We start from the raw sequence: 23,747 nt of genomic DNA, 5'->3' as shown, positions 1-23,747 counted from the left end.
GACCGATCGACGACAGCACAGTGAAGGGAGCAACGCCGTGAGTCTCTACTCCTGGTTCGAGCGGACCGTGGCACGCGTGCCCGAAGCGGTCGCGCTGGAGGTCGGCGGAGAGCCGGTGACCTACCGCCGGCTGCGCGACCTCGCCGACGGCCTCGCCGGGCGGATCCACGCCGAGGTGGGCCACCGTCCGCGCGCGGTCGGCCTGCTGGCCGCCCGCAGCCTGCCCGCGTACGCCGGCTATCTGGCCGCGCTGCGCGCCGGAGCGGTGGTGGTGCCGCTCAACCCGGCCTTCCCACCGGCCCGCACCGCCCGGCAGTGCCGGGACGCGGGCGTGGACGCGCTCGTGGTCGACGACGCCGGCGCCGCGACCGCGGCGCAGGTCGCGGGCGACACCGTGACGGTACGCCTCGACGGCGCGTCCGCCGTCCCGCCGCCGGCCGCCCCGGTGGCGCCGGACGACGTGGCGTACCTGCTGTTCACCTCCGGCTCGACCGGGCGGCCCAAGGGCGTGCCGGTCCGGCACCGCAACGTGGACGCGTTCCTCGCGTACTGCCGGGACCGCTACCCGGTCGGCCCTGGTGACCGGCTGTCGCAGACCTTCGACCTGACCTTCGACCCGTCCGTGTTCGACATGTTCGTCGCCTGGGGCGGTGGTGCCACGCTCGTGGTGCCGCAGCCGGACGAGGTGCTGACGCCGGTGCGGTTCGTCAACGAACGGCGGATCACGCACTGGTTCTCGGTGCCCTCGGTGGTCTCGCTGGCCCGCCGGATGCGGATGCTCTCCCCCGGCGCCATGCCCGGCCTGCGGCACAGCCTCTTCGCCGGCGAGCCGCTGACGCTGGAGCAGGCGCGGGCGTGGGCGGCGGCGGCGCCGGGCAGCGTGGTGGAGAACCTCTACGGTCCCACCGAGCTGACCGTGACCTGCACCGGTCACCGGCTTCCGGCGGATCCGGCGGCCTGGCCGGCCACCTCCAACGGCACCGTGCCGATCGGCGACGCCCACCCCGGGCTGGACGCGATCCTGCGCGCCGAGGACGGCGCCGTCGGCGTGGACGACGGCGAGCTGTGCGTGCACGGGCCGCAGCGGTTCGACGGCTACCTCGACCCGGCCGACGACGACGGCCGGTTCGTCGCGTACGCCGGCCGCCGGTACTACCGCACCGGTGACCGGGTCCGGCGCGAGCACGGCACGTTCGTGCACCACGGCCGCCTGGACGACCAGGTGAAGCTGCGCGGCTACCGGATCGAGCTGGGCGAGATCGAGATGGTCCTGCGCGGCCACCGGGGGGTGCAGGACGCGGTGGTGCTGGCGTTCGGCGCGGGCGACGACGTCTCCCTGCGCGCGGTCTACACCGGCGCCGCCGGGATCATCGGCGAGCTGACCCGCAGATGCGCGGAGCGTCTGCCCGCCTACATGGTGCCGGCGCGGATCCACCACGTGGCCGCGCTGCCCACGAACGCCAACGGCAAGACCGACCGGCGGCGGGCCGCCGACCTGGTCGGCAGCGCGACGAGAGGAGCACGGTGATGACCGGCACAGGAAAGGGACAGGACCAGGAACGGGCGTTCCGCTCGGTGGCCGGGCGCTTCGCCACCGGAGTGGCGGTGGCGACCGCCGTCGGGCCCGACGGACCGGTGGGGATGACAGTCAACTCCTTCACCACCGTGTCGCTGTCGCCCCGGATGCTGCTGGTCTGCCTGCGGCGGGACTGCCGGCTGCTCGGCGCGGTGCGGCGTACCGGCCGGTTCGCGGTGACGGTGCTCGGCGACGACCAGCGCGAGGAGGCGGCCTGGTTCGCCAGCCGGGGCCGGCCTGCGGGCGCCGAGGGTTTCGCGGGTGTGGCGTACGACGACGAGCGGGCGACCGGTTGCCCGCGCCTGACCGACGGGGTGGCGTACTTCGGTTGCGAGGCGGTCTCCGCGAATCCGGCCGGTGACCACGCGGTGCTGATGGGCGCGGTCCGCTCCGCCGGTCTGCTGCGGCCGAACCCGCCGCTGCTGTTCGTGGACGGCGGCTACGCCCGGGTCGCCGCGTCGCGGGAAGCGCAGGTGGCGCGATGAGCATCGGTGCCGCTCCCGGCGACCTGCGCCACCTGAGCCTGCGCGCGGCGCGGGCCGGGGCGGACGCGATCCGCGAGGCGCGCGGCAAGGGCTTGCAGACCGAACACAAGGGCGGCGCGGCCCAGGACCCGGTGACCAGCGCCGACCACGCCAGCGAGCGGGCCATCCTCGGCCTGCTCGCCCGCGACCGGCCGCAGGACGCCGTGCTGGCCGAGGAGTCCGGGGCCAGCGACGGCTGCTCCGGCCTGCGCTGGATCGTCGACCCGCTCGACGGCACGCTGAACTTCAGCCACGGGGCGAGCCGCTACGCGGTCAGCATCGCGGTGGCGACCGGCTGCGACGTGGGCGACGGCCGGGTGGTCGCGGCCACCGTGCTGCAACCGGCCACCGGCGCCTGCCTGGTACTCGACGACGACGGCGCGCTCGACGGCGACGCACCGGTCGCGGTGAACCGCGAGGCCGAGCCGGGGCACGCCCTGGTGGCGTTCGCGGTGCCGAACGCGCCGGGGCCGCGACGGCGGGCGTACCAGGCGCTCGTGGGCGTCGCGCCCCGCGTCGCCGACCTGCGCAACACCGGCTCCACGGTCTGTGACCTGGCGGCGGTGGCCCGCGGCGAGCTGGACGCGTTCGTCAGCTTCGACCCCGCGCCGTGGGACATCGCGGCCGGCGCCGCGCTGGTCGAGGCCGCCGGCGGCGTGAGCCGGCGGTGGGGTCACGACGGGTTCGTGGTCTTCGCCACCGGCGCGCCGGCCGTGGTGGCCGCGCTGGCCGGCTGGCTGGGCGACGACGGCGCGGACGGCCGCGACGGCATCGACAGCCGCGGCGGCGCCGACAGCACCGACGAAGCCGACACCGACACCGACACCGACGAGGAGAGGGGAACCGACGATGACCGGCAGCGATGAGTTCCGGCTGGCACTGGTGGGGGCGGGCCGGATGGGCCACCACCACCTGCGGGCCCTGGCCGACCACCCGGCCGTCCGGATCCGGTACGTGGTCGATCCGGTTCCGGCGGCACGGGAGGCGGTCACCGCCGCCGGGCTGCCGGCGTACCCGAGCGTGGAGGACCTGCTCGCGGACGCCGTGCCGGACGGTCTCCTGGTGACCGCGCCCACCGGGCGGCACGGCGCGCTGGTCGCGGCGGCCGCCAAGGCGGGGCTGCCGGTGCTGTGCGAGAAGCCGGCCGGGCTCGGCCCGGCCGAGGCGGCGGAGACGGGCCGGGTGGCCGCCGCGGCCGGGATCCCGTTCCAGGTCGCCTACTGGCGCCGGTTCGTCCCGCAGCTACGACGACTGCGGGAGCGGATATCCGGCGGAGAGCTCGGCGAGATCCTGTTCGTGGCCGCGGCGCAGTGGGACGGCGAACCACCGGCGGCGGCGTTCCGGACCGGCAGCGGCGGGATCTTCGTGGACATGGGCGTGCACGAGTTCGACCAGATCCGGTGGCTGACCGGGCAGGAGATCGACCGGCTCGCGGTGCAGCCGGCCGGTCCGGTCACCGACCCGGCGGTACGCGGCCGGGACGTGGACAGCGCGCAGGCCTTGCTCGGCCTGTCCGGCGGCGGCACCGCGCTGGTGTCGCTCGGCCGGCACCACCGGGGCGGCGACATGGCGACGGTGGAGGTCTTCGGCACCCGCGACCACGAGCGGCTGACCTTCCTCGACCCGGCCGACGGGGACGCCACCATGTACGCGGCCCTGGCCCGTCAGGCGGAGGACTTCGCCGGGCTGGTCCGGGAGGGCCGGTCGGCGGGTGCCGGGGTGGCGGACGCGGTGGCGGTGCTCGACGCGGCGCGGCGGGCGACGGCACAGCTGACTCGGGGTCACGAAGTACACACCGATCGGTGACTACTTGCACCATCTGGGAGCGAGGTATTCCCCAGCCGAAGGTGGGAAATCCATCGGTACACCACACTGTGGACGGTACTGCGGAGCGGGGGAATACATCGATGCGGTTCAGTGTTCTCGGCCCGTTGACCGTTCATGTGGACGACCGGCCGGTCACGCTCACCGGCACCAAACCCCGCCTCCTGCTCGCCGTGCTGCTGCTGAGCCCGGGACGTACGGTCCCCACATCCCGGCTGGTCGACGGCCTCTGGCCGGACGCGCCGCCCGCGTCGGCGGTCCGCAACCTGCGCACGTACGTGCACCGGCTGCGGCAGGCGCTGGACCGCGGTGGCGACTCGGCCGACCGGCTGGTCCACGACGGCACCGGCTACCACCTGCGGGTCGACGAGGACGAGCTGGATCTGCTGCGGTTCCGGCGTCTCGCCGACGAGGCCCGCCGGGCCGCGCGGGGGGACCGCCCCGAGGCCGCCGCCGACCTGTTCGACCGGGCGGTCGAGCTGTGGGGCGGGTATCCGCTGGAGGACCTGGCGGATCTCGGCACCGACCTCGGCGCGACCGTCACGGCGCTGCGGGAACAGCACCGGGAGATGACGACCGAGCTGATCGACCTGCGCCTGCGGCTGGGTCAGCCGGCCCGGGTCATCCCGCCGCTGCGCCGGATGGTGGCCGAGGAGCCGCTCGACGAACGCCGGCAGGCGCAACTGGTGACCGCGCTGACCTTGGAGGGGCGCGTGGCCGAGGCGCTGGCCGTGTACCAGCAGGCCCGGCGCGGCATCGTCGACGAACTCGGCGTCGACCCCGGTCCCACCCTCCAGGGCGCCCTCCAGACCGCACTGGACGCGGACTCCGCCGAGGTCCGTCCACCGGCCGGCTGGTCGGCGGCCCTCGGCGCCGGGCCCGCGTCGCCGCCCGACCCGCCGCCGAGCCCGCAGGCCCTGCCGATGAAACCGCCGTCCCTGGTCGGCCGGGACACCACGGCGGGCCAGTTGCGCGCCATCGCCGAGGGGATCGCCGACCCGGCCGGCGCCGACGAGCACGCCGGGGTCGTGCTCGTCTCCGGCGCGCCGGGCGTCGGCAAGTCGTCGTTCTCGGTGAGCAGCGGGTACGACCTGGCCGACCTCTTTCCCGACGGCCAGCTCTTCGTCAGCTTCGACAGCGGCGACGAGCCGCCGCGCGGCAGCGGGGAGCTGATCCGGGAGCTGCTGGTCGAGCTGGGCGTGCCGCTGACCGACGTGTCCGAGGACATCCGGGAGCGCTCGGCCGTGCTGCGGTGCGCGCTCGCCGGCCGGCGGCTGCTGCTCATCATCGACGACGTCGACTGCGCGCAGCAGGTGCGGCCGCTGCTGCCCGGTGCGGGCCGCAGCCTGGTGCTGATCAACAGCCGGCAGCGCCTGCTGGACCTGGACGTCGGCTGGCGGCTGACGCTCGGCGCGCTCGACCGGGCCGACGCGGTGGAACTACTCGCCACGATCGCGGGCGAGCGCCGGGTACGGGAACAGCCGGAGGTGTTCGGCCGGATCGCGGCGGCCTGCGACCGGCTGCCGCTGGCCCTGCGGATCGTCGGCAGCCGGCTCGTCACCCAGCCCGACGTCGCCCTGCCCGGCTTCGCCGCGCATCTGGAGGACGAGGAGAACCGGCTGTCGGAGCTGTCCGTCGGGGACATCTCGGTACGCGACAGCCTCTCGGTCAGCTACCAGGCACTGGACGTCGACGCCCGCCGGGCGCTGCACGCGCTGGCCCGCACCGACTCGTTCATCACCCTGGCCAGCGCGGTGGAGATCCTGCGCCTGCCCCGGCAGCAGGCCAACCGGATGGTGGAGCATCTGATCCAGCACAATCTGCTGGTGCCGGTCGACCCCGGCGCCCCGGGCGAGCGTCTCCACCTGCCGGAGCTGCTGCGGCTGTTCGCCCGCGAGCGCGTGGACGCGCACGGCCGGCCGCTTCCGGCCTGAACGCCGATCGCGGTGTGCGGGTCGGTCCGACCCACACACCGCGACCGGGTGTCGCCTACTTGAGGAAGCGGTCCAGCGCGGCCTCGATGGTGCCGCTGTCCGGCGACGCGTACGACTTCATCGTCACCTTGTTGTAGGAGATGAAGCTCGGGCACCGGGCGGCGGGCGCGGTCACCGTGCCGCCGTCACCGACCTTCTCGCCGGTCTTGGCGGCGTGGAAGGTCAGGGTGTACCGCGAGGAGATGTAGTCGACGGTGACGACCTTGTCCTCGCTGTTCTTGTACTGGCACTTCTTCGGCGTGCCCTCGCTGCCCTCGACCATCTTCAGGCAGCCGATGACCGACACCGTGGCGAAGTCGGCCGACTTCGCGTAGTACGGCTTGGCCGAGCTGATCGTCTTCTGCGACCAGAACGACGGCCGGTCCGGGGAGTTGGAGAAGACGTACGCCTTCGAGCCGGCCGGCGCGGTGTACGGCGCGGCGTTGAGGATCGCTCCCCCGTCGCAGACCGCCGACATCTCGCTGGCGTACCGCGCGGTGATCGAGTCGTTGTTGGTGGGCCCGTCCGGCCCGGTCGACTCCGGACCGCCCGCACTGGGGGTCGCGGACGGGCTGTTGTCCGGCCCGGGGGTGGCGCTGCCCGAGGCCACCGGCTTCGGGTCCTCCTCGTCGCCGTTGAAGGCGACGTAGGCGAGGCCGCCGCCGCAGCACAGCAGCGTCAGCGTGACCGCGCCGGCGGCGAGGCCGACGATGAGGCCCTTGCTCTTGCCGCCGCTCGGGGGCGGGGTGGGCGCGTACGGCGCCGGCCCGGGGTAGCCCGGCTGGCCGGGGAACGGCGCCGCGGGCTGCGCGCCGTACGGAGCGCCCGACGCGGGCTGCGCACCGTACGGGGCACCCGACCCCGGCTGGGCGCCGTAGGGGGCGCCCGACGCGGGCTGCGCACCGTAGGGCGCACCCGACGCCGGCTGCGAGCCGTAGGGCGCGCCGGAGGCCGGCTGCGCGCCGTACGGGGCGTTCGGGTCGGGCTGGTTGCCCCACGCTCCGGCGTTCGGGTCCGGATAGCCTCCGTAGGGAGGGTGATTGTCACTCATCTGAGGTTCTTCCACCTGTCGTCCGTGGTTCCGGCGATCAACCACCCCGCAGCGTAATGACGCCTGCAAATTCACGATCGCCGACATTCGATACGTTCTTCACCAGCCGTGCCGGGGTCACTCCGGTGCGTGCGCGCCCGGATCCGGCATCCGCCCGCCTATCAGGCGTGACGGGCCGGGGACCGTTGTGACGCAACGGATCGACTGATCGGCGATCGACCTGTACCCGGCATCCCCGACGCCGAAAAGTGTGACGTACGCGACACCGACTGACGCCCGGCGGGGCGGCGGCGGACCACATCCTGGACCGCTATTTAGTGAGGCCCATCGATATTGACGCACGTCACGGGCGCGGACAGAATCCCCAGCACCACCACCAGGACCCCTCCGGGAGGGCCCCATGAACCGTCCCCGCCTGCCGCTCCTGCGGACCGCCGGCCGGATGACCGCGCTCGTCGCGGCCGCCGCCGGCATGCTGCTCACCGTCGCCGCGCCCGCCGTCGCCGCCGCACCCGCCGGGCGCTACGTCGCGCTCGGCGACTCCTACACCTCCGCCCCGCTCGTGCCCACCCAGGTCGACCTGAACTGCCTGCGCTCCAACCGCAACTACCCGTCCCTGGTCGCGGCGTCCGCCGGGTCCTCGTCGTTCGCCGACGTGAGCTGCTCCGGCGCCACCACCGAGGACATCCTGTACGGCGGCGACGGCGCGCTGGGCATCGCGCTGCCGCCGCAGGTGAACGCCGTCACAGCGGCCACCGCGCTGGTGACCGTCCAGATCGGCGGCAACGACATCGGCTTCTCCGGCATCATCGGCGACTGCGCCGAGGCGAGCGTGAGCAGCCCGCTCGGGTCGCCCTGCAAGGACCGGTTCACCGCGGGCGGCACGGACCAGTTGCGGGCCCGGATCGCCGCCACCGCGCCGAAGGTGACGGCCGTGCTGCGGGCGGTCCGCCAGGCCGCGCCGAACGCGCGCGTGGTGGTGCTCGGCTACCCGGCGATCCTGCCCGACAGCGGGTACGGCTGCTGGCCGGTGGTGCCGATCGCCTACCAGGACGTGCCGTACCTGCGCGGTGTCCAGAAGGCACTGAACACGATGCTCGCCGACACCGCGGCGGCGGGCGGGGCGAGCTACGCCGACGTCTACGCGCCGTCGATCGGGCGGGACGCGTGCAAGAGCAGCGGCACCCGTTGGGTGGAGGGACTGGTGCCGCAGAACTCCGCCGCGCCGTTCCACCCGAACGCCCGCGGTGAGCAGGGCATGGCCACCGCCCTGCTGGCGCACCTGAGCTGACAGCACGCCGTGAGCCGGCCCCGCCGAGGCGGAGCCGGCTCACGGTTCGGCGGCCTCACACCCGGGTGATGCGGACCGCGTCGGCGACCACGTAGCCGGCGCCGGCGCTCCAGCGGCTCACCCCGACCTTGTCCCCGGTCCCGGCGGGGAGCGTGAACACGCCGAGCGAGACCCAGCGTCCGCCGCCGGTGCGCTGGTCGACCGCCACCGACCGGTTGCCGGTCGTGGTGGCGACCAGGTACGGGGTGCGGTCGTTGTAGCCGGGGTCGGCCGGGTACCACACCGACACCTCGTAGGAGCCGGTCGCGGGCAGGCTCGCCCGGAACCAGGCCACGTCGCTGGACGCCACCGGGGTGGCGAAGCGGTAGTCGGCGCCGTGGCGCTGCCCGGAGTACGCGGAGGTGCCCCAGGCGGCGCCCGCGCTGAACCCGCCCGACGTGGCGTTGTCGACCGTGACGCTCCACGACGCGGGCGGGGTGCCGGCCCGTACGTCCAGGTAGTTGCGGTCGATCTTCATGGTCACGCCGCCCCACGTCTCGGTGACGTCCCCGGCGTACTGGTGCAGGCGCTGCTGGTCGGCGTAGCGGTCGTCGGCGCAGTACGTGCCCCCGTCGGTGTCCGCGACGCCGTTCCACCAGGCGATCCAGATCTGGTCCAGGCGCAGGTACCGGGTGTCGTCGTAGGCGGCGCAGACGTCGGTGATGCCGGAGGAGCCGCTGGAGTACATGCCGGCGAGGTAGCCGCGCGTGTGCAGCCGCTCGACCCAGCCGGAGAGGAAGGAGAGCACGGCGGCCCGGCAGCTCGCGTTCGACGGGTACTGCTCGATGTCGTTGTAGAGCGTGCTGCCCGCGCCGATGCCGAGCGCCGCCGCGGCGGCGACCGCGCTGTCCGCCGCGGTCCTCCCCTGCCCGCGGGCGGTGGCCGGGTCGGCGGACATCTTCGGGGTACGGGTGCCGCACGGCGCCTGGTAGCCCAGTTCGATCGGGATGAGCCGCCAGCCCTTGCGGGTCTGGTCGGCGACCCAGGTCGCGGTCAGGTTCGGCTGGGCGCAGGTGCGGCTGCCGCCGCTGATGTAGACGCCGACCGCGCGGTACGGCGACGCGGTCAGCCAGGCGTCCATCGCGGCCTGCGACGGCGCGGTGCACGTGTCGAAGCCCTTGCCGGTGAAGGTGCCGGGCTGCGGGCCGACCGCGGCGACGGCGGCCGGCGCCTCGGCCGCGGCCGTGGCCGGGGCCGCGAGCACGGCGAGAAGTGTCAGGGCCGTGGCGATCGCTCTCATCGGCGCCCCTCCTGTGAAGGATTCCTCGCTCGACGGCGAGACTTGGGCAGGATTTCTACCACGCATCGACGAATGGCGACAGATGGCGGTGGCGAAAGTTTTCACGACGGAAACGATCATTGAAGGGTATCGACAGAACGGCGGGTGCCGGTATAGCGTGCCCGCACTCACATCCGTCGATCGGTGAGCGTCGTCACCCGAGGAGCGCCATGTCCACGTCACGATCCCCCCGTCTGCGACGCCGAGGTCTGCTCGGCGTACCCGCCCTGGTGGCAGCCGCCCTCGCGGTGGCCGTCCGTCCCGGTACGGCGCACGCCGCGCCGAAGGCCGAGTGCCTCGCCGACCTGCTCGGGGAGCAGTGATGGCCACCATTCCCTGGCTCGTGGACGTGCTGCGCGGCGCCGGCGTACAGGTCGTGGTCGAGGGCGACTGGCTCAACCGGATGCGCTCCGGTTCGTTCGACCCGATCGGCGTGCTCTGGCACCACACCGCCGCCACGTCCAGCGCCACCAACCCGCACCCGGCGCTGAACATCTGCATCAACGGCCGGTCCGACCTGCCCGGCCCGCTCTGCCAGGCGCTCGTGGACTACCACGGCGTGTTCCACGTGATCTCCGCCGGCCGGTGCAACCACGCCGGCACCAGCGGCGGCAGCGGCCCGATCCCGGCCGGGGACGGCAACACCCTGATGATCGGGTGGGAGATCGACTACAACGGCGTCGACCAGCGGATGACCACCGCCCAGTACAACGCGAGCATCGCGGCCACCGCCGCCGTGCTCAAGCGGCTCGGCCGGGACTCCAGCTACGCCCGCGGCCACCGGGAGACCAGCACCACCGGCAAGATCGACCCGTCCTTCATCGACCTGAACACGATGCGCGCCGACGTGGCCGCCAAGATGGCCGGCGGTGGCACCGGCTGGACGTCGATCGTGGACAACGCCACCGCCGGCCGGTTCACCGCCAGCGCGAGCTGGGGCACCTCGACGTACTCCGGGCAGCGCTACGGCGCCGACTACCGCTACGCGGACCCGGTCGCCGCGAGCGACGCGGCCTGGTACAAGTTCAACGTCCCGCGTACCGGCAACTACCGGGTCGAGGCGTGGTGGCCGGCGAACGCGGGCTACAACGCGGCCACGCCGTACATCGTCGCCACCACCACCGGCAATCGGACGGTGGTGGTCGACCAGCGGGCCACCGGCGGGCAGTGGCGCTCGCTCGGCACGTTCACGCTGCCGGCCGGGGACGCCAACCGCGTCGCGGTCAGCCGGTGGAGCTCCGCCGCCGGCCTGGTCATCGCCGACGCGGTCCGGCTGACCGAGGTCTGAGTCCGGGCGTACCGACGCGGCCGGGTGGGCGCCCCACCCGGCCGCGTCCGCCGTCGGTCAGCGCAGCGACCGGAAGGCCGCCCGCATCTCCTGGGCGAACAGCTCCGGCTGCTCCCAGGCGGCGAAGTGCCCACCCCGGTCCAGCGTGTTGTAGTGGATCAGGTTCGGGTACGCCCGCTCCGCCCAGCTGCGCGGCGCGAGCAGGATCTCGTCCGGGAACTGGCTCACCGCGGCCGGCACCTGGACGCCCTTGGCAGCGAAGAACGACAGCGCGTTCTGCGCGTAGAGCCGGGCCGACGACACGCCCGTGTTGGTCAGCCAGTAGAGCGTGACATTGTCCAGGATGTCGTCGCGGCTCAGCCCGCCGGGCCGCCCGGCGAAGGCGGCGCAGATCAGGTCCAGGCTGGCCGCGTCGTGGTCGAGCATGAACGTCGCCAGGCCGACCGGCGAGTCGGCGAGCGCCGTGAGCGTCTCCGGACGGGTCGTCATGATCAGCGCGTACGCGGAGTGCTTCCAGAAGAAGTCGATCCGCTCGCAGGCGGCCCGCTCCTCGGTCGAGAGCCCGGCCGGCAGCTCCTCGAGGGGGTTGTTCACGCCGGTGATGCCGCTCTGCAGCAGCGCGTCGATGTCCGGCGGCACCACGCAGGGCATGTTCGTGTGGATGCCGGCGAGTTCCGGCGGCGCCTGCACGCCGAGCATGTCGGTGATCAGCGCGCCCCAGTCGCCGCCCTGGGCCACGAAGCGGGTGTAGCCCAGCCGCCGCATCAGCTCGGTCCAGGCGCGGGCGACGTGCTGCGGGTCCCAGCCGGGCCGGTCCGGCTTGCCGGAGAAGCCGTAGCCGGGCATCGACGGGATCACCAGGTGGAACGCGTCCGAGGCGCTGCCGCCGTGTGCCGTCGGGTCGGTGAGCGGGCCGATGATCTTCAGCTGTTCGATCACCGACCCCGGCCAGCCGTGCGTGACGATCAGCGGCAGCGCGTCGGCGTGCCGGGACCGGACGTGGATGAAGTGGATGTCCAGGCCGTCGATCTCGGTGACGAAGTTCGGCAGGTCGTTCAGCCGCGCCTCGACCTTGCGCCAGTCGTACTCGGTGGCCCAGTAGCGGGCGAGCGCCTGACTCGTCTCCAGCGGCACGCCCTGCGACTGGTCGTCGACTGTCTGCCGCTCCGGCCAGCGGGTGGCCGCGAGCCGGGACCGCAGGTCCGCCAGGTCCTCCTCCGGCACGTCGACACGGAACTCGCGGATGTCGGTGCCGGTACGCGTCATGGTCTTGACGGCCACGGGCTGTCCTCCTCGGGTCGGGTCAGGGACCGAACGTGAAGACGTACGCGCGCAGACCGGGCCGCTCGGCGCGCAGGGTGAGCCGGTGCTCCCCCGGCGTCGCGCCGTCGACCAGCCGGAACATGGCCGCCCGGTCGACCCGGGCCCGGCCGTCCGGTCCCACGTCGGTGCCGCGCGCGTCGGCTGCCGGTTTCCCGTCCAGCAGCACCCGAACCACTGCCGGTCCCTCCGGTCCCGGGTCGGCCACCAGGTTCACCTCACCTGCGGTGAACGGCAGGACCAGTTCCGCACCGGCGCCGCCCGTCTCGACGTACTCGCCCTCGACCCGCCAGTCGCCGGTCAGCTCGTACGTGCCGGGCACACCCCGGTCCGCGCCGAGATAGGTCTCCGGGGTCATCCCCGCGTACGTGGGCTGCGGGCCGGTCACGAACGCGGTCACCTCCGGGGTGACCGGCGGCAGCGCGGGAGTGGGCGTGGCGGCCTCGACCAGCCGCCGGATCAGCGACTCGGTCCGGTCGTAGCCGCCCTCGCCGACCCAGCGGTCGGCCAGCCGCCCGTCGGCGTCGAAGAGGTACCTCGCCGGCCAGGCGTCGTTGCGCAGGGCACGCCAGAACGTGTAGTCGTCGTCGATCGCGATCGGGTAGGTGAGCCCGTGGTCGCGGATCGCCCGGTCGATGTTCTCCGGAAGCCGGCCGAAGCCGAACTCCGGCGCGTGCGCGCCGATCACCGTGAGCCCCAGGTCGCGGTAGTCACGGTGCCACGCCCGCACGTACGGGGAGGTGCGGATCCAGTTCACGCAGGTGTACTCCCAGACGTCCACCAGGACCACGCGCCCACGCAGCTCCTGCGGCGTCAGCGGCGCCGAGTTCACCCACCGGCTGACGTCGATCGGCGGCAGCCGGGTCGCCGCCGTGACCCCCGTCATCCGGGCGCGCCGCGCGGTGATGGTGTGCCGGTCATCCGATCTCCCTCCCGAGTACGTCCGGCGGCGGTTACCCGGACGGCGGGGCTTCGAACGGACGTCCGCCGGGCCCGCGCGGGCGTTTGCCTCCGGCCCGGCCGGGTAGGACGCTGCGCCACCCGAGGGCGGGCCGTGCAGGCGGCGTGGGCGGCCGGGACGTCGCGGAGGGTCGATGACGGCTGGACCAGGGCGGGCGCAGGCCCCACCGGGCGAGGTGGTGGAGCTGCGGGTGCACGGGGTCTCCGCGGGCGGGGCCGCCGAGGTGCTGGGCAGGCCGCTGGTCCGGCAGGTCGCGGGCGACCGCAGCGCCGGCTTCTACCGTCCCCGTCCGGACCTGGCCGACGGGCGCGGCGCGAGCGGGGTGACGCTGGAGGCGTACCAGTGGAACGACCTGCCGTCCGGCACCGCGCTGCGTACCCTCTCGCTGCTGTTCCTGATGCCCTTCATGCTGCTCAACGTGGCCGTGTGGATGCGGCCGGGGGACGCCGTCGGCGGCGCGGTGGTGCGGGCGCTGTGCCGGGTACTGGGGTTGAGCCTGACCGCGCTGTACGTGCTCGCCGGGGCCGGGGTCGCGCTGGACCTGGTGGCCTGGCAGTGCCTGTCCGTCCCGGCCTGCGTCGCCGACCGGGAGTGGCTGTCCTGGATGGGCGGCCGGCCGGTCGGGCTGCGGCTCGTGGTGCTGGCGCTGGTCCCGTCCGCCGCGGTGAGCCTGGTCTGGTGGGGCGCCCGGCGGCCGGGCCGCTCGTTCACCGCGTTCCGGGCGCCGGAGCGAGCGTCCGCCGGGCCCCCGCTGAGCACGATCGGCCAGTGGGACACCGAGCCGCTGATGGGCCGGCTGCGCTCGATCCACATCGCGGCGGCCTTCGCCACCCTCGACGGCTGTCTCCTCGCCGCCCGGGCCGCGCAGGGCGTCCCGCCCACGGTGGCGGTGCTGCTGGCGGTCACCGGCGCGGTGCTGCTCGCCTGCCTGGTCCTGGTCTGCGTGCCGCCGCTCGTCGACCGGGCGCCCACCGACCCGCGACGCGACCGGGTCGCCCGGGTGCTGCGCGGCACCGCGATCGGGCTCACCGTCGTGGTGGCCGGGTACCTGCTGTTCGCCCCGGCCCGCTGGCGTACCGGCGGCGGGCTGCCCGGCTACGGCTCGATCCTGACCTGGCTGCTGGTCACGCACGCGGTACTGCTCGGCGGCCTGGCCGCGGTGCTGATCTGGCACCGCCTACGGGTCCGCGGCCACCAGCCGCCGAACGGCCTCGGGGCGCTCGTGGTCGCCGCGGCGGCGGGCGGGCTCGCGGTGGCGTACTCCGCCGAGCTGGTCCAGCGCACCGCCGACCTGCTGGACCGGGGCGTGTCCCCGGCGGACGACATACCGGGTCCGGCGCACGCGTACACCTGGGCGATCTACGGCTTCTTCCGGGCGCTGCTGGTGACCCTGGTGGTCGCGGCCGTGGTGGCGCTGGTGTCCAGGCGCGGCCGGACGCGGGCCGCCGAGGCGATCGTCGAGCGGGACTTCCCGTCGCCGCCGGCCGAGGCGGCGCCCCGGCTGCGGCAGGTCCGGACGATGATCGTGCGGGCCCGGTTCACCGACCTGCTGGTGCCGCTGGCGGTGCTGTTCGCCGTCATGGCCGGACTGGGCGCGGCGACCACCGCGATGGCGCTGGTCCGTCCCGATCCGGGCGAGACGCTGGAGCACCGCACGCACGTGCCGGCGGAGCTGGTCATGTTCGGTATCGAGGTGGGCGGGGTGGCGATCTCGGCGGCGGTGCTGGCCCTCATCCTCGCCGGGATCTTCGCCTACCGCAGTCCCGGGTTCCGGCACCACGTCGGCGTGCTCTTCGACCTGGCCACGTTCTGGCCCCGGGCGGCGCATCCGTTCGCACCGCCCTGTTACGCCGAGCGGGCCGTGCCGGAGCTGGCCCGGCGCATCACGTACCTGGTGCACAGCGGCAACGGGGTGCTGCTCTCCGGCTACAGCCACGGCTCGGTGCTCGTCGCCGCCACCGTTCTGCAACTGCCGGCGGAGGTCAGCTCGCGGGTCGCCCTGCTCACCTACAGCTCGCCGCTGCGCCGGCTCTACGCCCGGCTGTTCCCCGCCTACGTCGGCGGCGAGATGCTGCGCGGGATCGGCGGCCGGGTCGGCTGGCGGTGGCGCAACCTGTGGCGCGACACCGACGCGCTGGGCGGCTGGATCTTCTCCCCGCACCGCCCGGACGAGCCGGCCCGCGTCACCGGCCCGGAGGCGACTGTGGACCGTCGTCTCCGGGATCCGGAGAGCCTGGTGGCCCCGCCCTGGGACAGCGTCCCGCCACCGATCAAGGGTCATCTCCCGTCCGAGGACGACCCGGCGTACGCCGAGACGGTGCGGGACCTGGCCGGGCGGCTGCGCGCCGCCGGGCCGTGACGCGGGCCGGGTGTCACGCCGCCGGGTGGTCCGCCTCGAACCGTTCCCGGGTGAGGAACGCCAGCCTCGCCCGCTTGTCCGGCATGTCGATGTCGGGGCCGAACGTGAAGCCCTCGATGCGCAGGCGGCGCAGCATGGCGTCGTTGCGCACGTCCGGCTCGACCACCACCCGGCGCGCGGCCGGGTCGCGCAGCAGGAACCGGATCAGGGCCGGGAAGACCGCGCCGGTCAGCGAACCCGGGTACGGCCGGGGCGCGTCGAGCAGCAGATGCGTCCCCACGTCGCCGGGCTGCACCGGGTAGCGCTCGCCGACCGGGTCCGCCTCCGGCTGGTAGGTCTGGAACAGCCCGATCGGCTCGCCGTCGAGCCGGATCAGGTACGCGTGGTGGGTCTCCAGGCCGTCGACGAACGCGTAGATCTCGCGTACCTCGTCGACGGTGTGCGAGCCCATGCCCCAGAACCGGTTGCGGGGCCGGATCACCCAGCCGTGCAGCAGGCCGGCGTCCCGGTCGGGGCGTACCGGCTCCAGCGCCAGCTCGCCGAGGCCGGGGATGCGCTCCAGGTGGATCACGTCGTCTCGTCTCCCGTCAGGGGGCCGGCGGGCACCGGGATCAGCGTCCCGGCGGCCCAGTGGGTCAGTTGGTCGGCGAAGTGCGCGTCGCCGGGGCGCCCGGACGCGCCGAACGGGACGATCCAGCGGCTGGCCGCCCGGTCGGTCAGGTCCCACACGTAGCGGGCCACCGGGCCGCGCCAGCAGGCGTCCGACACGCCCGGCACGCTGGAGGTGGCCAGCACGCAGTCGGTGTCACCGGCCAGCGCCACCCGCCGCCGCATCGCGGTGACCGCGTCGGTGACCGCCGGGGCGACGCCCAGGTGCACCGGGTGCAGCAGGTGCCGGCCGCCCCACTCGCCGGGCGGCGGGCCGGCGGCCACCTCGGCCAGCTCCTCGGCCGCCGGTTCCGCGAGGTCGAGCGCGGCGGCCAGGTGGTCCAGCGCCAGGCCGATCCGGGCGGCCGGGTCGGTCCAGGGGGCGAACAGCTCGTCGAACCCGCACGGCTCGTCGAGGGCACGCAACCTCGGGTGTACGCGCAACCGCCGGGCCAACGCCGCCCGCCAGGCCGCGTACGCGCCGGCCTCGGCCGAGCCGGCCGCCATCGCCCGGTCCCATCCGCGCAGCCGCAGCAGCAGCGCGCGGGCGGGTTCGTCGAGCCGGCCCGGGTCGAGCCGGTCGAGCAGCCGGTACAGCGGGCCGGCCGGGAGCCGGTCGTCGGTGTGCACTGTGGACGCCTCGGCGCCCTCGGCGAGCAGCGCGCGGATCCGGCGCGCCCGGTGCGGCGGAGCGAAGTCGGCGCCGTGCGCGGCGACGTCGTCGCGCCGGTCGTTGGCGCACACCGCCACGCCGTCGACCGGCTCGTCGACAAGCGGCAGGTAGTCGCCCCGCCACCGGTAGGCCGGCTCCCAGGCCGGAACGGGCTCCCGGCGGCACCGCTCGTCGCGTACCGGGACCAGGCCGGCGACCAGGCGGCGGACGCCTCCCTCGGTGTCGGCGGCGAGCACGCTGTTGACCGGCTCGACCCAGTGGCGCAGCGCGTCGGCGACGTCACCGGTACGCCGGGCGCGCAGCAGCGGCAGCAACGCCTCGAAGCCGAGGCGGGCCTCGACCCGGCTCGGGGTGCGCAGCGCGATCGCCTCGCCGGTGACCCGGTCATGGTCGATCACCGGCCCGCGCGGCGTCTCGATCACCTCGACCGTCTCGGGGGCGCCGCCGCGGACCTCGATCTCCTCGACGTGGCGCGCGGCGGGCGTCCAGCCGTCGGCGTCGCGGACCAGCACCCGGGCGCCGTCGCGGCGCAGCCGTTCGCGGTAGAGGTCCTGGTAGTCGGCCATCGCGTTGGTGACGGCCCAGGCCACGTGGCCGGTGTGGCCGAAGTGCGGCACGCCCGGCACGCCGGGGAAGGCGAGACCGACCACGTCGAACTCCGGGCAGGCCAGGCGGACCTGCTGGTAGACGCCGGGGAGTTCGAGCAGCCGGTGCGGGTCACCGGCGATCAGCGGGCCGCGCCCGGTGGCCGGGTCGGCGGGCAGCGCCCAGGCGTTGCTGCCGGACGAGGCCGGTCCCTCGACCGCGAACAGTCCGGCCGCGTCGGGGCCGAGCGTCCGGGCCACGTGCGCGTGCCAGAGCTTGTTCGGGAACGTGGAGAACAGCACGTGCTGGACGAGGAAGACGCCCAGCGGCGACCAGGGGTGCCACTGTTCGGGCGCGGTGCCGGTGGCGGCGAACTCGGGTGCGGCGGCGGCGCCCTCGGCGAGCCCGGAGTTGACCCCGTCCACGTACGCCCCGACCCACCGCCGGGTGTCCGGGTCGAGCCGTTCGTAGCAGCGCCGGGCGGTGTCGTCCAGCCGTACGCGGCGGGCGAACCGGTCCCACGCCAGTTCGGCCGGGCCGACGTGGGCGGCCAGGCGACCCTCGGCGCGCCATCGTTCGACGCTGATCTGCCAGGCCCGGTCCAGCGCGGCGACACGCCCCTGCAGATGCGCGAGCGCGTCGACGTCGCCGGCCCACAACTGGGGCACGCCCCACTGATCGCGATCGACGTGTGTCATCGTCTTGCGCCGCCTCGACGCGCCGGGCGACGGTTCCGTTCGACAGTCAACTTAGGATAACCTCCCCTAACCGAGGGCGACCTTACCGCGACGCGTGCAGGGCGCCAACCGGCGGCACATCCGGGACAAAGCACCCCGAGTCGCGCTTGATAGTTAGGCCAGCCTAACCTAACCTGATCGCCGCGGCTCTGGCCGCGTCCTGTCCGTACGACCGCTGGGATGTCGCATGAGTTCGATCGGGAGCCCGACCGGCGCCGCGCCCGCCGACACCGGCCGCGCCGCCGCCACGGCACGCGGCCACCTGTTCAACGCCGGCTCGCTCGGGCGCTACCGGGACGTGCTGGCGCGCGGCGTGGACCGGGTGGCCCGCCGGGTGGCCGAGGCGGACCGCCCGTTCACCGGCGTCACGCCCGAGGAACTGGCCCCGCTAGTCGGCGCCATCGACCTGGACCGGCCGCTCGGCGACACCGACGCCGCCCTGGACGAGCTGCACGACGTGTGGCTGCGCGACGCCGTCTGGTTCCACCACCCGCGCTACCTGGCCCACCTGAACTGCCCGGTGGTCATCCCGGCACTGCTCGGCGAGGCGGTCCTCAGCGCGGTCAACTCCTCACTGGACACCTGGGACCAGAGCGCCGGTGCGACGCTGATGGAGCGGCGCCTGATCGAGTGGACGGCCGGGCGCATCGGGTTCAGCGCCGGCGCCGACGGGGTCTTCACCAGCGGCGGCACCCAGTCGAACCTCCAGGCGCTGCTGCTGGCGCGCGAGGAGGCGTACCGCACCGTGGTGGGCGGCGCCGGCGGCCGGCCGGACCGGCCGCAGGTGCTGTCCCGGCTGCGCGTCATCACCTCCGCGGCAGGGCACTTCAGCGTGCAGAAGGCCGCCAAGCTGCTCGGACTGGCCGCCGACGCGGTCCTCACCGTGCCCACCGACGCGAACCGCCGGATGCGCACCGACGAGCTGGCCCGCGCGATCGACAGTTGTCACCGCGACGGTCAGGTGGTGATGGCAGTCGTCGCCACCGCCGGCACCACCGACTTCGGCACCGTCGACCCGCTGCCGGAGATCGCCGACATCTGCGCCGCCGCGGGCGTCTGGCTGCACGTCGACGCCGCGTACGGCTGCGGGCTGCTGGTCTCCCCCACCCGCCGGCACCTGCTCGACGGCATCGAACGGGCCGCGTCGGTGACTGTGGACTACCACAAGTCGTTCTTCCAGCCGGTCAGCTCCAGCGCGCTGCTGGTCCGCGACGGCCGGACGCTGCGCCACGCCACCTGGCACGCCGACTACCTCAACCCGGCCCGCGCGGTCGAGCAGGGCATCCCGAACCAGGTCGACAAGAGCATCCAGACCACCCGCCGGTTCGACGCCTGCAAGCTCTGGCTGACCCTGCGGATCATGGGGCCGGACGCGATCGGCGCGCTGTTCGACCAGGTCGTCGACCTCGCGGCGCAGGCGTGGCGGCGGCTCGACGCCGACCCGCGGTTCGAGGTGGCCGCGCCGTCGCAGCTGAGCACCGTGGTCTTCCGGTACCGGCCCGCCGGCCTCGCCGCCGACCTGGTCGACGAGGCCAACCTGTACGCCCGCGAGGCGCTCGCCGCCTCCGGCGCGGCACTGGTCGCCGGCACCCGGGTCGACGGCGCCCACCACCTGAAGCTCACCCTGCTCAACCCGGAGACCACAGTGGACGACGTCGCCCACGTGCTGGACCTCGTCGCCGACCACGCCGCCTGGTACGCCCGGACCGCCACCGCCACCGAGCTGTCCTGCCCGGTCGGCTGACCCCCGTCGAGGAGAACGAGAACCCCATGTCGACCCACGACTTCATCGCCGTCGGGCTGGGCCCCTACAACCTCGGACTGGCCTGCCTCACCGCCCCGATCGACGACCTCGACGGACTGTTCCTGGAGGCGCGGGACAGCTTCGACTGGCATCCCGGCATGCTGCTCGAATCCACCCGACTTCAGACGCCGTTCATCGCCGACCTGGTCACGCTCGCGGACCCCACCTCGCCGTACTCGTTCCTGAGCTACCTGAAGGAGACCGGCCGGCTCTACCCGTTCTACATCCGGGAGAGCTTCTTCCCGCTGCGCGCCGAGTACAACGACTACTGCCGCTGGGCCGCCGCCAAGCTGCCGAACCTGCGCTTCCGGCACGGCGTCACCACTGTCGAGTACGACGAGGCCGACGACCGGTACGTGGTGCACGCCGACACGCCGGACGGGCCGGTCACCCACCGGGCCCGGCACCTCGTGCTCGGCACCGGCACCCCGCCGTACCTGCCGCCGGCCTGCGCCGGGCTCGGCGGTGACATGATCCACAACTCGCGCTACCTGGAACACCGGGAGGCGCTGCGGGCCAAGGACAGCATCACCATCGTCGGCAGCGGCCAGAGCGCCGCCGAGATCTACCACGACCTGCTCGGCGACATCGACACGTACGGCTACCAGCTCACCTGGGTGACCCGCTCGCCCCGGTTCTTCCCGCTGGAGTACACCAAGCTCACCCTGGAGATGACCTCGCCGGACTACGTGGACTACTTCCACGCGCTGCCCGAGCCGGCCCGCTACGCGCTGGAGGCCGCGCAGAAGCCGCTGTTCAAGGGCATCAACGCCGACCTGATCAACAACATCTACGACCTGCTGTACGCCAAGAGCCTGCCCGGGCCGGTGCCCACCCGCCTGCTCACCAACACCGAACTGGTCGAGGCGGCGTACACCGACGGCCGCTACCGGCTCGGGCTGCGCCACACCGAGCAGGACCGCGCGTTCACGCTGGACACCGAAGGGCTGGTGCTCGCCACCGGCTACCACTACCGGGTGCCGGAGTTCCTCGCGCCGGTACGCGACCGGCTCCGCTTCGACGCGCACGGCCGCTTCGACGTGGCCCGCAACTACAGCGTCGACCACACCGGCCGGGGCGTGTTCCTCCAGAACGGCGGCACCCACACGCACAGCATCACCTCCCCCGACCTGGGCATGGGCCCGTACCGCAACTCGTGGCTGATCCGGGAGATGACCGGCCGAGAGCACTACCCGATCGAGAAGGCGATCGCGTTCCAGGAGTTCGGAGTGCCGGCATGAGCGAGCGCACCGAGCGAAGCGAGGGCCGCGAGCGCATGCCCAGCCGGCCCCGCATGAGCGAGCGCACCGAGCGAAGCGAGGGCCGCGAGCGCATGCCCAAACAGCCCGGCATGAGCACCTTCACCCGCGTCGACGACGCGCTGGGCGAATTCACGCTGCGCCCGCTGGACCCGGACGCCGACGCCGCGCTGCTGCACCGCTGGGTCACCCATCCCAAGTCCGCGTTCTGGCTGATGCAGGACGCCGACGTGGACGCGGTCGCCGCCGAGTACCGGCGCATCGCCGACCACCCGCACCACGACGCGTACCTGGGGTCGTGGCGCGGCACCCCGGCGTTCCTGGCCGAACGGTACGACCCGGCACACGTCGAGCTGGCCGGTCTGTACGACCCGGAGCCCGGCGACGTCGGCATGCACTTCCTCTGCGCCCCCGCCGACACGCCCGTGCACGGCTTCACCCGCGCCGTCATCACCACGGTGATGGCCTGGCTGTTCGCCGACCCGGCGACCCGGCGGGTGGTGGTGGAGCCGGACGTGCGCAACAGGGCGGTGCACGCACTCAACGCGGCAGTCGGCTTCTCAGTCGTCGGCCCGATCCGCAAGCCCGAGAAGGAGGCGCTGCTCAGCGTCTGCACGCGGGACCAGTTCCGGGCCGCCACCGGCGCGCCCGCAGGCGAGGAAGGGGCACCGGCGTGAACGCCAGCGCATCCGTGGACCACCTGACCCCCGAGGCGTGGGCGACGGCAAACCGGCTGCTGGTGCGCAAGGCGCTCGCCGAGTTCGCCCACGAGCGCCTGATCACCCCCGAGCCCGACGGTTCGGGGCGGTGGCTGGTCCGCAGCGACGACGGCGCCGTCGAGTACCGGTTCGCGGCGCAGCGGCTGGCGCTGGACCACTGGGAGGTCGACGCGGACAGCATCGTGCGCCGCCGCGACGGCGCGGACCTGCCGCCCGACGCCGTCGACCTGTGCGTGGAACTGCGCGGCGCGCTCGGCCTCACCGACGCGATCCTGCCGGTCTACCTGGAGGAGATCACCTCCACGCTCGCCGGGACCGCGTACAAGCTGGCCAAGCCCGCGGTGAGCGCCGCCGAGCTGGCCGCTGCCGGGTTCCAGGCGATCGAGACCGGCATGACCGAGGGGCACCCCTGCTTCGTGGCGAACAACGGCCGCATCGGCTTCGGCGTGCACGAGTACCACGCGTACGCCCCGGAGGCCGCTGCGCCGGTGCGGCTGCTCTGGCTCGCCGCGCACCGCGACCACACCACGTTCACCTGCGCCGACGACCTGGACTACGACACGCTGGTCCGGGCCGAGCTGGGCGAGCAGACGCGGGCCGGGTTCACCGCCACGCTCACCGGGCTGGGCCTGGACCCGGCCGACTACCTGTTCGTCCCGGTGCACCCGTGGCAGTGGTGGAACAAGCTCGCTGTCACGTTCGCCGGTGAGGTGGCCGCGCGCCGGCTGGTCTGCCTCGGTGAGGGGCCGGACGAGTACCTCGCGCAGCAGTCCATCCGGACCTTCTTCAACGTCAGCGACCCGGCGAAGCACTACGTGAAGACCGCGCTGTCGGTGCTGAACATGGGCTTCATGCGCGGGCTGTCGGCCGCGTACATGGAGGCGACGCCGGCCATCAACGACTGGCTGGCCGGGCTGATCGAGGGCGACCCGGTGCTCAAGCGCACCGGCCTGTCGATCATCCGGGAGCGGGCCGCCATCGGCTACCGGCACCGGCAGTACGAGGCGGCGACCGACAGGTACTCCCCGTACCGGAAGATGCTGGCGGCGCTGTGGCGGGAGAGCCCGGTCCCCGCGCTGGAACCCGGGCGGCGGCTGGCCACCATGGCCTCGCTGCTGCACCTGGACCGCGACGGGCGGTCGCTCGCCGCGGCGCTGATCGACGAGTCGGGGCTGGCGCCGGCCGACTGGCTGCGCCGCTACCTGGACGCCTACCTGGTGCCGCTGCTGCACAGCCTGTACGCCCACGACCTGGCGTTCATGCCGCACGGCGAGAACGTCATCCTGGTGCTGCACGGCGGCGCCGTGGAGCGGGTCGTGTTCAAGGACATCGCCGAGGAGATCGTGGTGATGGACCCGAACGCGGACCTGCCCGAGCGGGTACGGCGGATCCGGGCCGCCGTGCCCGAGGACGAGAAGATCCTGTCCATCTTCACCGACGTCTTCGACTGCTTCCTGCGGCACCTGAGCGCCGCCCTGCACACCCGGGGCGTCCTCGACCAGGACGAGTTCTGGCGCACCGTCGCCGCGTGCGCCGCCGACTACGCCGCGACGGTGCCGCACCTGGCCGACCGGATGCGCCGGCACGACCTGTTCGCGCCGGAGTTCACGCTGTCCTGCCTCAACCGGCTCCAGCTGCGCAACAACCAGCAGATGGTGGACCTGTCCGACCCGTCGGCCGCGTTGCAGTTCGCCGGCACCCTGGTCAACCCGCTCGCCCCGTACGCACCGCGCGACTGATGGCATGACGGAAGCGGGGGGGGGGGGGGCGGGGGGCGGGGCGGGGGGGGGGGGGGGGGGGGGGGGGGGGGGGGGGGGGGGGGGCGGCGCCCGCGCCC

Annotated in this window: 19 protein-coding genes; 13 read left to right on the top strand and 6 right to left on the bottom strand. The window is 73.9% G+C overall.

Annotated elements, in window-relative coordinates:
• Positions 1 to 37 precede the first annotated feature (37 nt).
• The 5 genes from AC2CHG_RS06055 (at position 38) to AC2CHG_RS06035 (ending at position 5,858) form a co-directional block, all read left to right on the top strand.
• A complete protein-coding gene (locus AC2CHG_RS06055) occupies positions 38 to 1,528 on the top strand; it encodes an amino acid adenylation domain-containing protein (protein ID WP_484524328.1) in 1,491 nt (496 codons plus the stop codon).
• Positions 1,528 to 2,061 carry a flavin reductase family protein gene (locus AC2CHG_RS06050; protein ID WP_484524327.1) on the top strand — a complete coding sequence of 178 codons (534 nt, stop codon included), beginning with the start codon at positions 1,528 to 1,530 and terminating at the stop codon, positions 2,059 to 2,061. Before AC2CHG_RS06055 ends, AC2CHG_RS06050 begins: the two co-directional genes overlap by 1 nt.
• Positions 2,058 to 2,966, top strand: coding sequence for an inositol monophosphatase family protein (locus tag AC2CHG_RS06045; RefSeq protein WP_484524326.1), 909 nt, complete (start codon positions 2,058 to 2,060; stop codon positions 2,964 to 2,966). The genes AC2CHG_RS06050 and AC2CHG_RS06045 overlap by 4 nt, the downstream gene beginning before the upstream one ends.
• Positions 2,950 to 3,906: a Gfo/Idh/MocA family protein gene (locus AC2CHG_RS06040; protein ID WP_355510605.1), complete on the top strand. Its 957-nt coding sequence runs from the start codon at positions 2,950 to 2,952 to the stop codon at positions 3,904 to 3,906. Before AC2CHG_RS06045 ends, AC2CHG_RS06040 begins: the two co-directional genes overlap by 17 nt.
• A 101-nt stretch (positions 3,907 to 4,007) precedes the next feature.
• The gene (locus AC2CHG_RS06035) at positions 4,008 to 5,858 is read left to right on the top strand and encodes an AfsR/SARP family transcriptional regulator (protein WP_484524325.1); all 1,851 of its coding nucleotides are present in this window, start codon (positions 4,008 to 4,010) and stop codon (positions 5,856 to 5,858) included.
• Between the two features lie 55 nt (positions 5,859 to 5,913).
• Here AC2CHG_RS06035 and AC2CHG_RS06030 read toward each other — a convergent pair whose 3' ends face one another.
• Positions 5,914 to 6,948, bottom strand: a complete 1,035-nt coding sequence (locus tag AC2CHG_RS06030; protein ID WP_262014249.1) for a hypothetical protein — start codon at positions 6,946 to 6,948, stop codon at positions 5,914 to 5,916.
• Between the two features lie 400 nt (positions 6,949 to 7,348).
• Between AC2CHG_RS06030 and AC2CHG_RS06025 the strand changes: the two genes are divergently transcribed.
• On the top strand, positions 7,349 to 8,239 hold the full coding sequence (locus AC2CHG_RS06025; RefSeq protein WP_262014248.1) for an SGNH/GDSL hydrolase family protein: 891 nt from the start codon (positions 7,349 to 7,351) through the stop codon (positions 8,237 to 8,239).
• Between the two features lie 55 nt (positions 8,240 to 8,294).
• Here AC2CHG_RS06025 and AC2CHG_RS06020 read toward each other — a convergent pair whose 3' ends face one another.
• On the bottom strand, positions 8,295 to 9,518 hold the full coding sequence (locus AC2CHG_RS06020) for a glycoside hydrolase domain-containing protein (RefSeq protein ID WP_484524324.1): 1,224 nt from the start codon (positions 9,516 to 9,518) through the stop codon (positions 8,295 to 8,297).
• Positions 9,519 to 9,727: 209 nt separating this feature from the next.
• On the opposite strand from AC2CHG_RS06020, the gene AC2CHG_RS06015 reads away from it, so the two are divergent.
• Together AC2CHG_RS06015 and AC2CHG_RS06010 are read left to right on the top strand one after the other, a co-directional pair.
• Entirely contained in the window at positions 9,728 to 9,880 is a 153-nt protein-coding gene (locus AC2CHG_RS06015) for a hypothetical protein (protein WP_194799931.1), read from the top strand.
• The gene (locus tag AC2CHG_RS06010) at positions 9,880 to 10,845 is read left to right on the top strand and encodes a golvesin C-terminal-like domain-containing protein (protein WP_030268833.1); all 966 of its coding nucleotides are present in this window, start codon (positions 9,880 to 9,882) and stop codon (positions 10,843 to 10,845) included. The genes AC2CHG_RS06015 and AC2CHG_RS06010 overlap by 1 nt, the downstream gene beginning before the upstream one ends.
• 57 nt (positions 10,846 to 10,902) lie before the next feature.
• Here AC2CHG_RS06010 and AC2CHG_RS06005 read toward each other — a convergent pair whose 3' ends face one another.
• Both AC2CHG_RS06005 and AC2CHG_RS06000 read right to left on the bottom strand, forming a co-directional pair.
• Positions 10,903 to 12,126: an epoxide hydrolase family protein gene (locus tag AC2CHG_RS06005; RefSeq protein ID WP_281600857.1), complete on the bottom strand. Its 1,224-nt coding sequence runs from the start codon at positions 12,124 to 12,126 to the stop codon at positions 10,903 to 10,905.
• Between the two features lie 22 nt (positions 12,127 to 12,148).
• Complete coding sequence (locus AC2CHG_RS06000; protein ID WP_484524323.1) at positions 12,149 to 13,051, bottom strand: redoxin; 903 nt, start codon at positions 13,049 to 13,051, stop codon at positions 12,149 to 12,151.
• Positions 13,052 to 13,259: 208 nt separating this feature from the next.
• On the opposite strand from AC2CHG_RS06000, the gene AC2CHG_RS05995 reads away from it, so the two are divergent.
• Complete coding sequence (locus AC2CHG_RS05995; protein ID WP_269696686.1) at positions 13,260 to 15,485, top strand: hypothetical protein; 2,226 nt, start codon at positions 13,260 to 13,262, stop codon at positions 15,483 to 15,485.
• 13 nt (positions 15,486 to 15,498) lie between these two features.
• On the opposite strand, the gene AC2CHG_RS05990 is transcribed toward AC2CHG_RS05995, so the two are convergent.
• Positions 15,499 to 16,056: a GNAT family N-acetyltransferase gene (locus tag AC2CHG_RS05990; protein WP_194799928.1), complete on the bottom strand. Its 558-nt coding sequence runs from the start codon at positions 16,054 to 16,056 to the stop codon at positions 15,499 to 15,501.
• Positions 16,053 to 18,089, bottom strand: coding sequence for a penicillin acylase family protein (locus AC2CHG_RS05985; protein ID WP_484524322.1), 2,037 nt, complete (start codon positions 18,087 to 18,089; stop codon positions 16,053 to 16,055). Before AC2CHG_RS05985 ends, AC2CHG_RS05990 begins: the two co-directional genes overlap by 4 nt.
• Before the next feature lie 226 nt (positions 18,090 to 18,315).
• Here AC2CHG_RS05985 and AC2CHG_RS05980 point away from each other — a divergent pair, with 226 nt between their 5' ends.
• From AC2CHG_RS05980 to AC2CHG_RS05965, 4 genes are all read left to right on the top strand, one after another.
• Complete coding sequence (locus AC2CHG_RS05980; RefSeq protein ID WP_484524321.1) at positions 18,316 to 19,872, top strand: pyridoxal phosphate-dependent decarboxylase family protein; 1,557 nt, start codon at positions 18,316 to 18,318, stop codon at positions 19,870 to 19,872.
• 26 nt (positions 19,873 to 19,898) lie between these two features.
• Positions 19,899 to 21,173, top strand: coding sequence for a lysine N(6)-hydroxylase/L-ornithine N(5)-oxygenase family protein (locus tag AC2CHG_RS05975; RefSeq protein WP_484524320.1), 1,275 nt, complete (start codon positions 19,899 to 19,901; stop codon positions 21,171 to 21,173).
• Between the two features lie 110 nt (positions 21,174 to 21,283).
• Positions 21,284 to 21,868: a GNAT family N-acetyltransferase gene (locus AC2CHG_RS05970; protein WP_262014305.1), complete on the top strand. Its 585-nt coding sequence runs from the start codon at positions 21,284 to 21,286 to the stop codon at positions 21,866 to 21,868.
• A complete protein-coding gene (locus AC2CHG_RS05965) occupies positions 21,865 to 23,649 on the top strand; it encodes an IucA/IucC family protein (RefSeq protein WP_484524319.1) in 1,785 nt (594 codons plus the stop codon). Before AC2CHG_RS05970 ends, AC2CHG_RS05965 begins: the two co-directional genes overlap by 4 nt.
• The last annotated feature ends 98 nt before the right edge of the window (positions 23,650 to 23,747 follow it).

This window comes from Micromonospora sp. ATLC20, from assembly GCF_057196585.1.
This window is presented reverse-complemented; position numbering and strand designations above follow the sequence as displayed.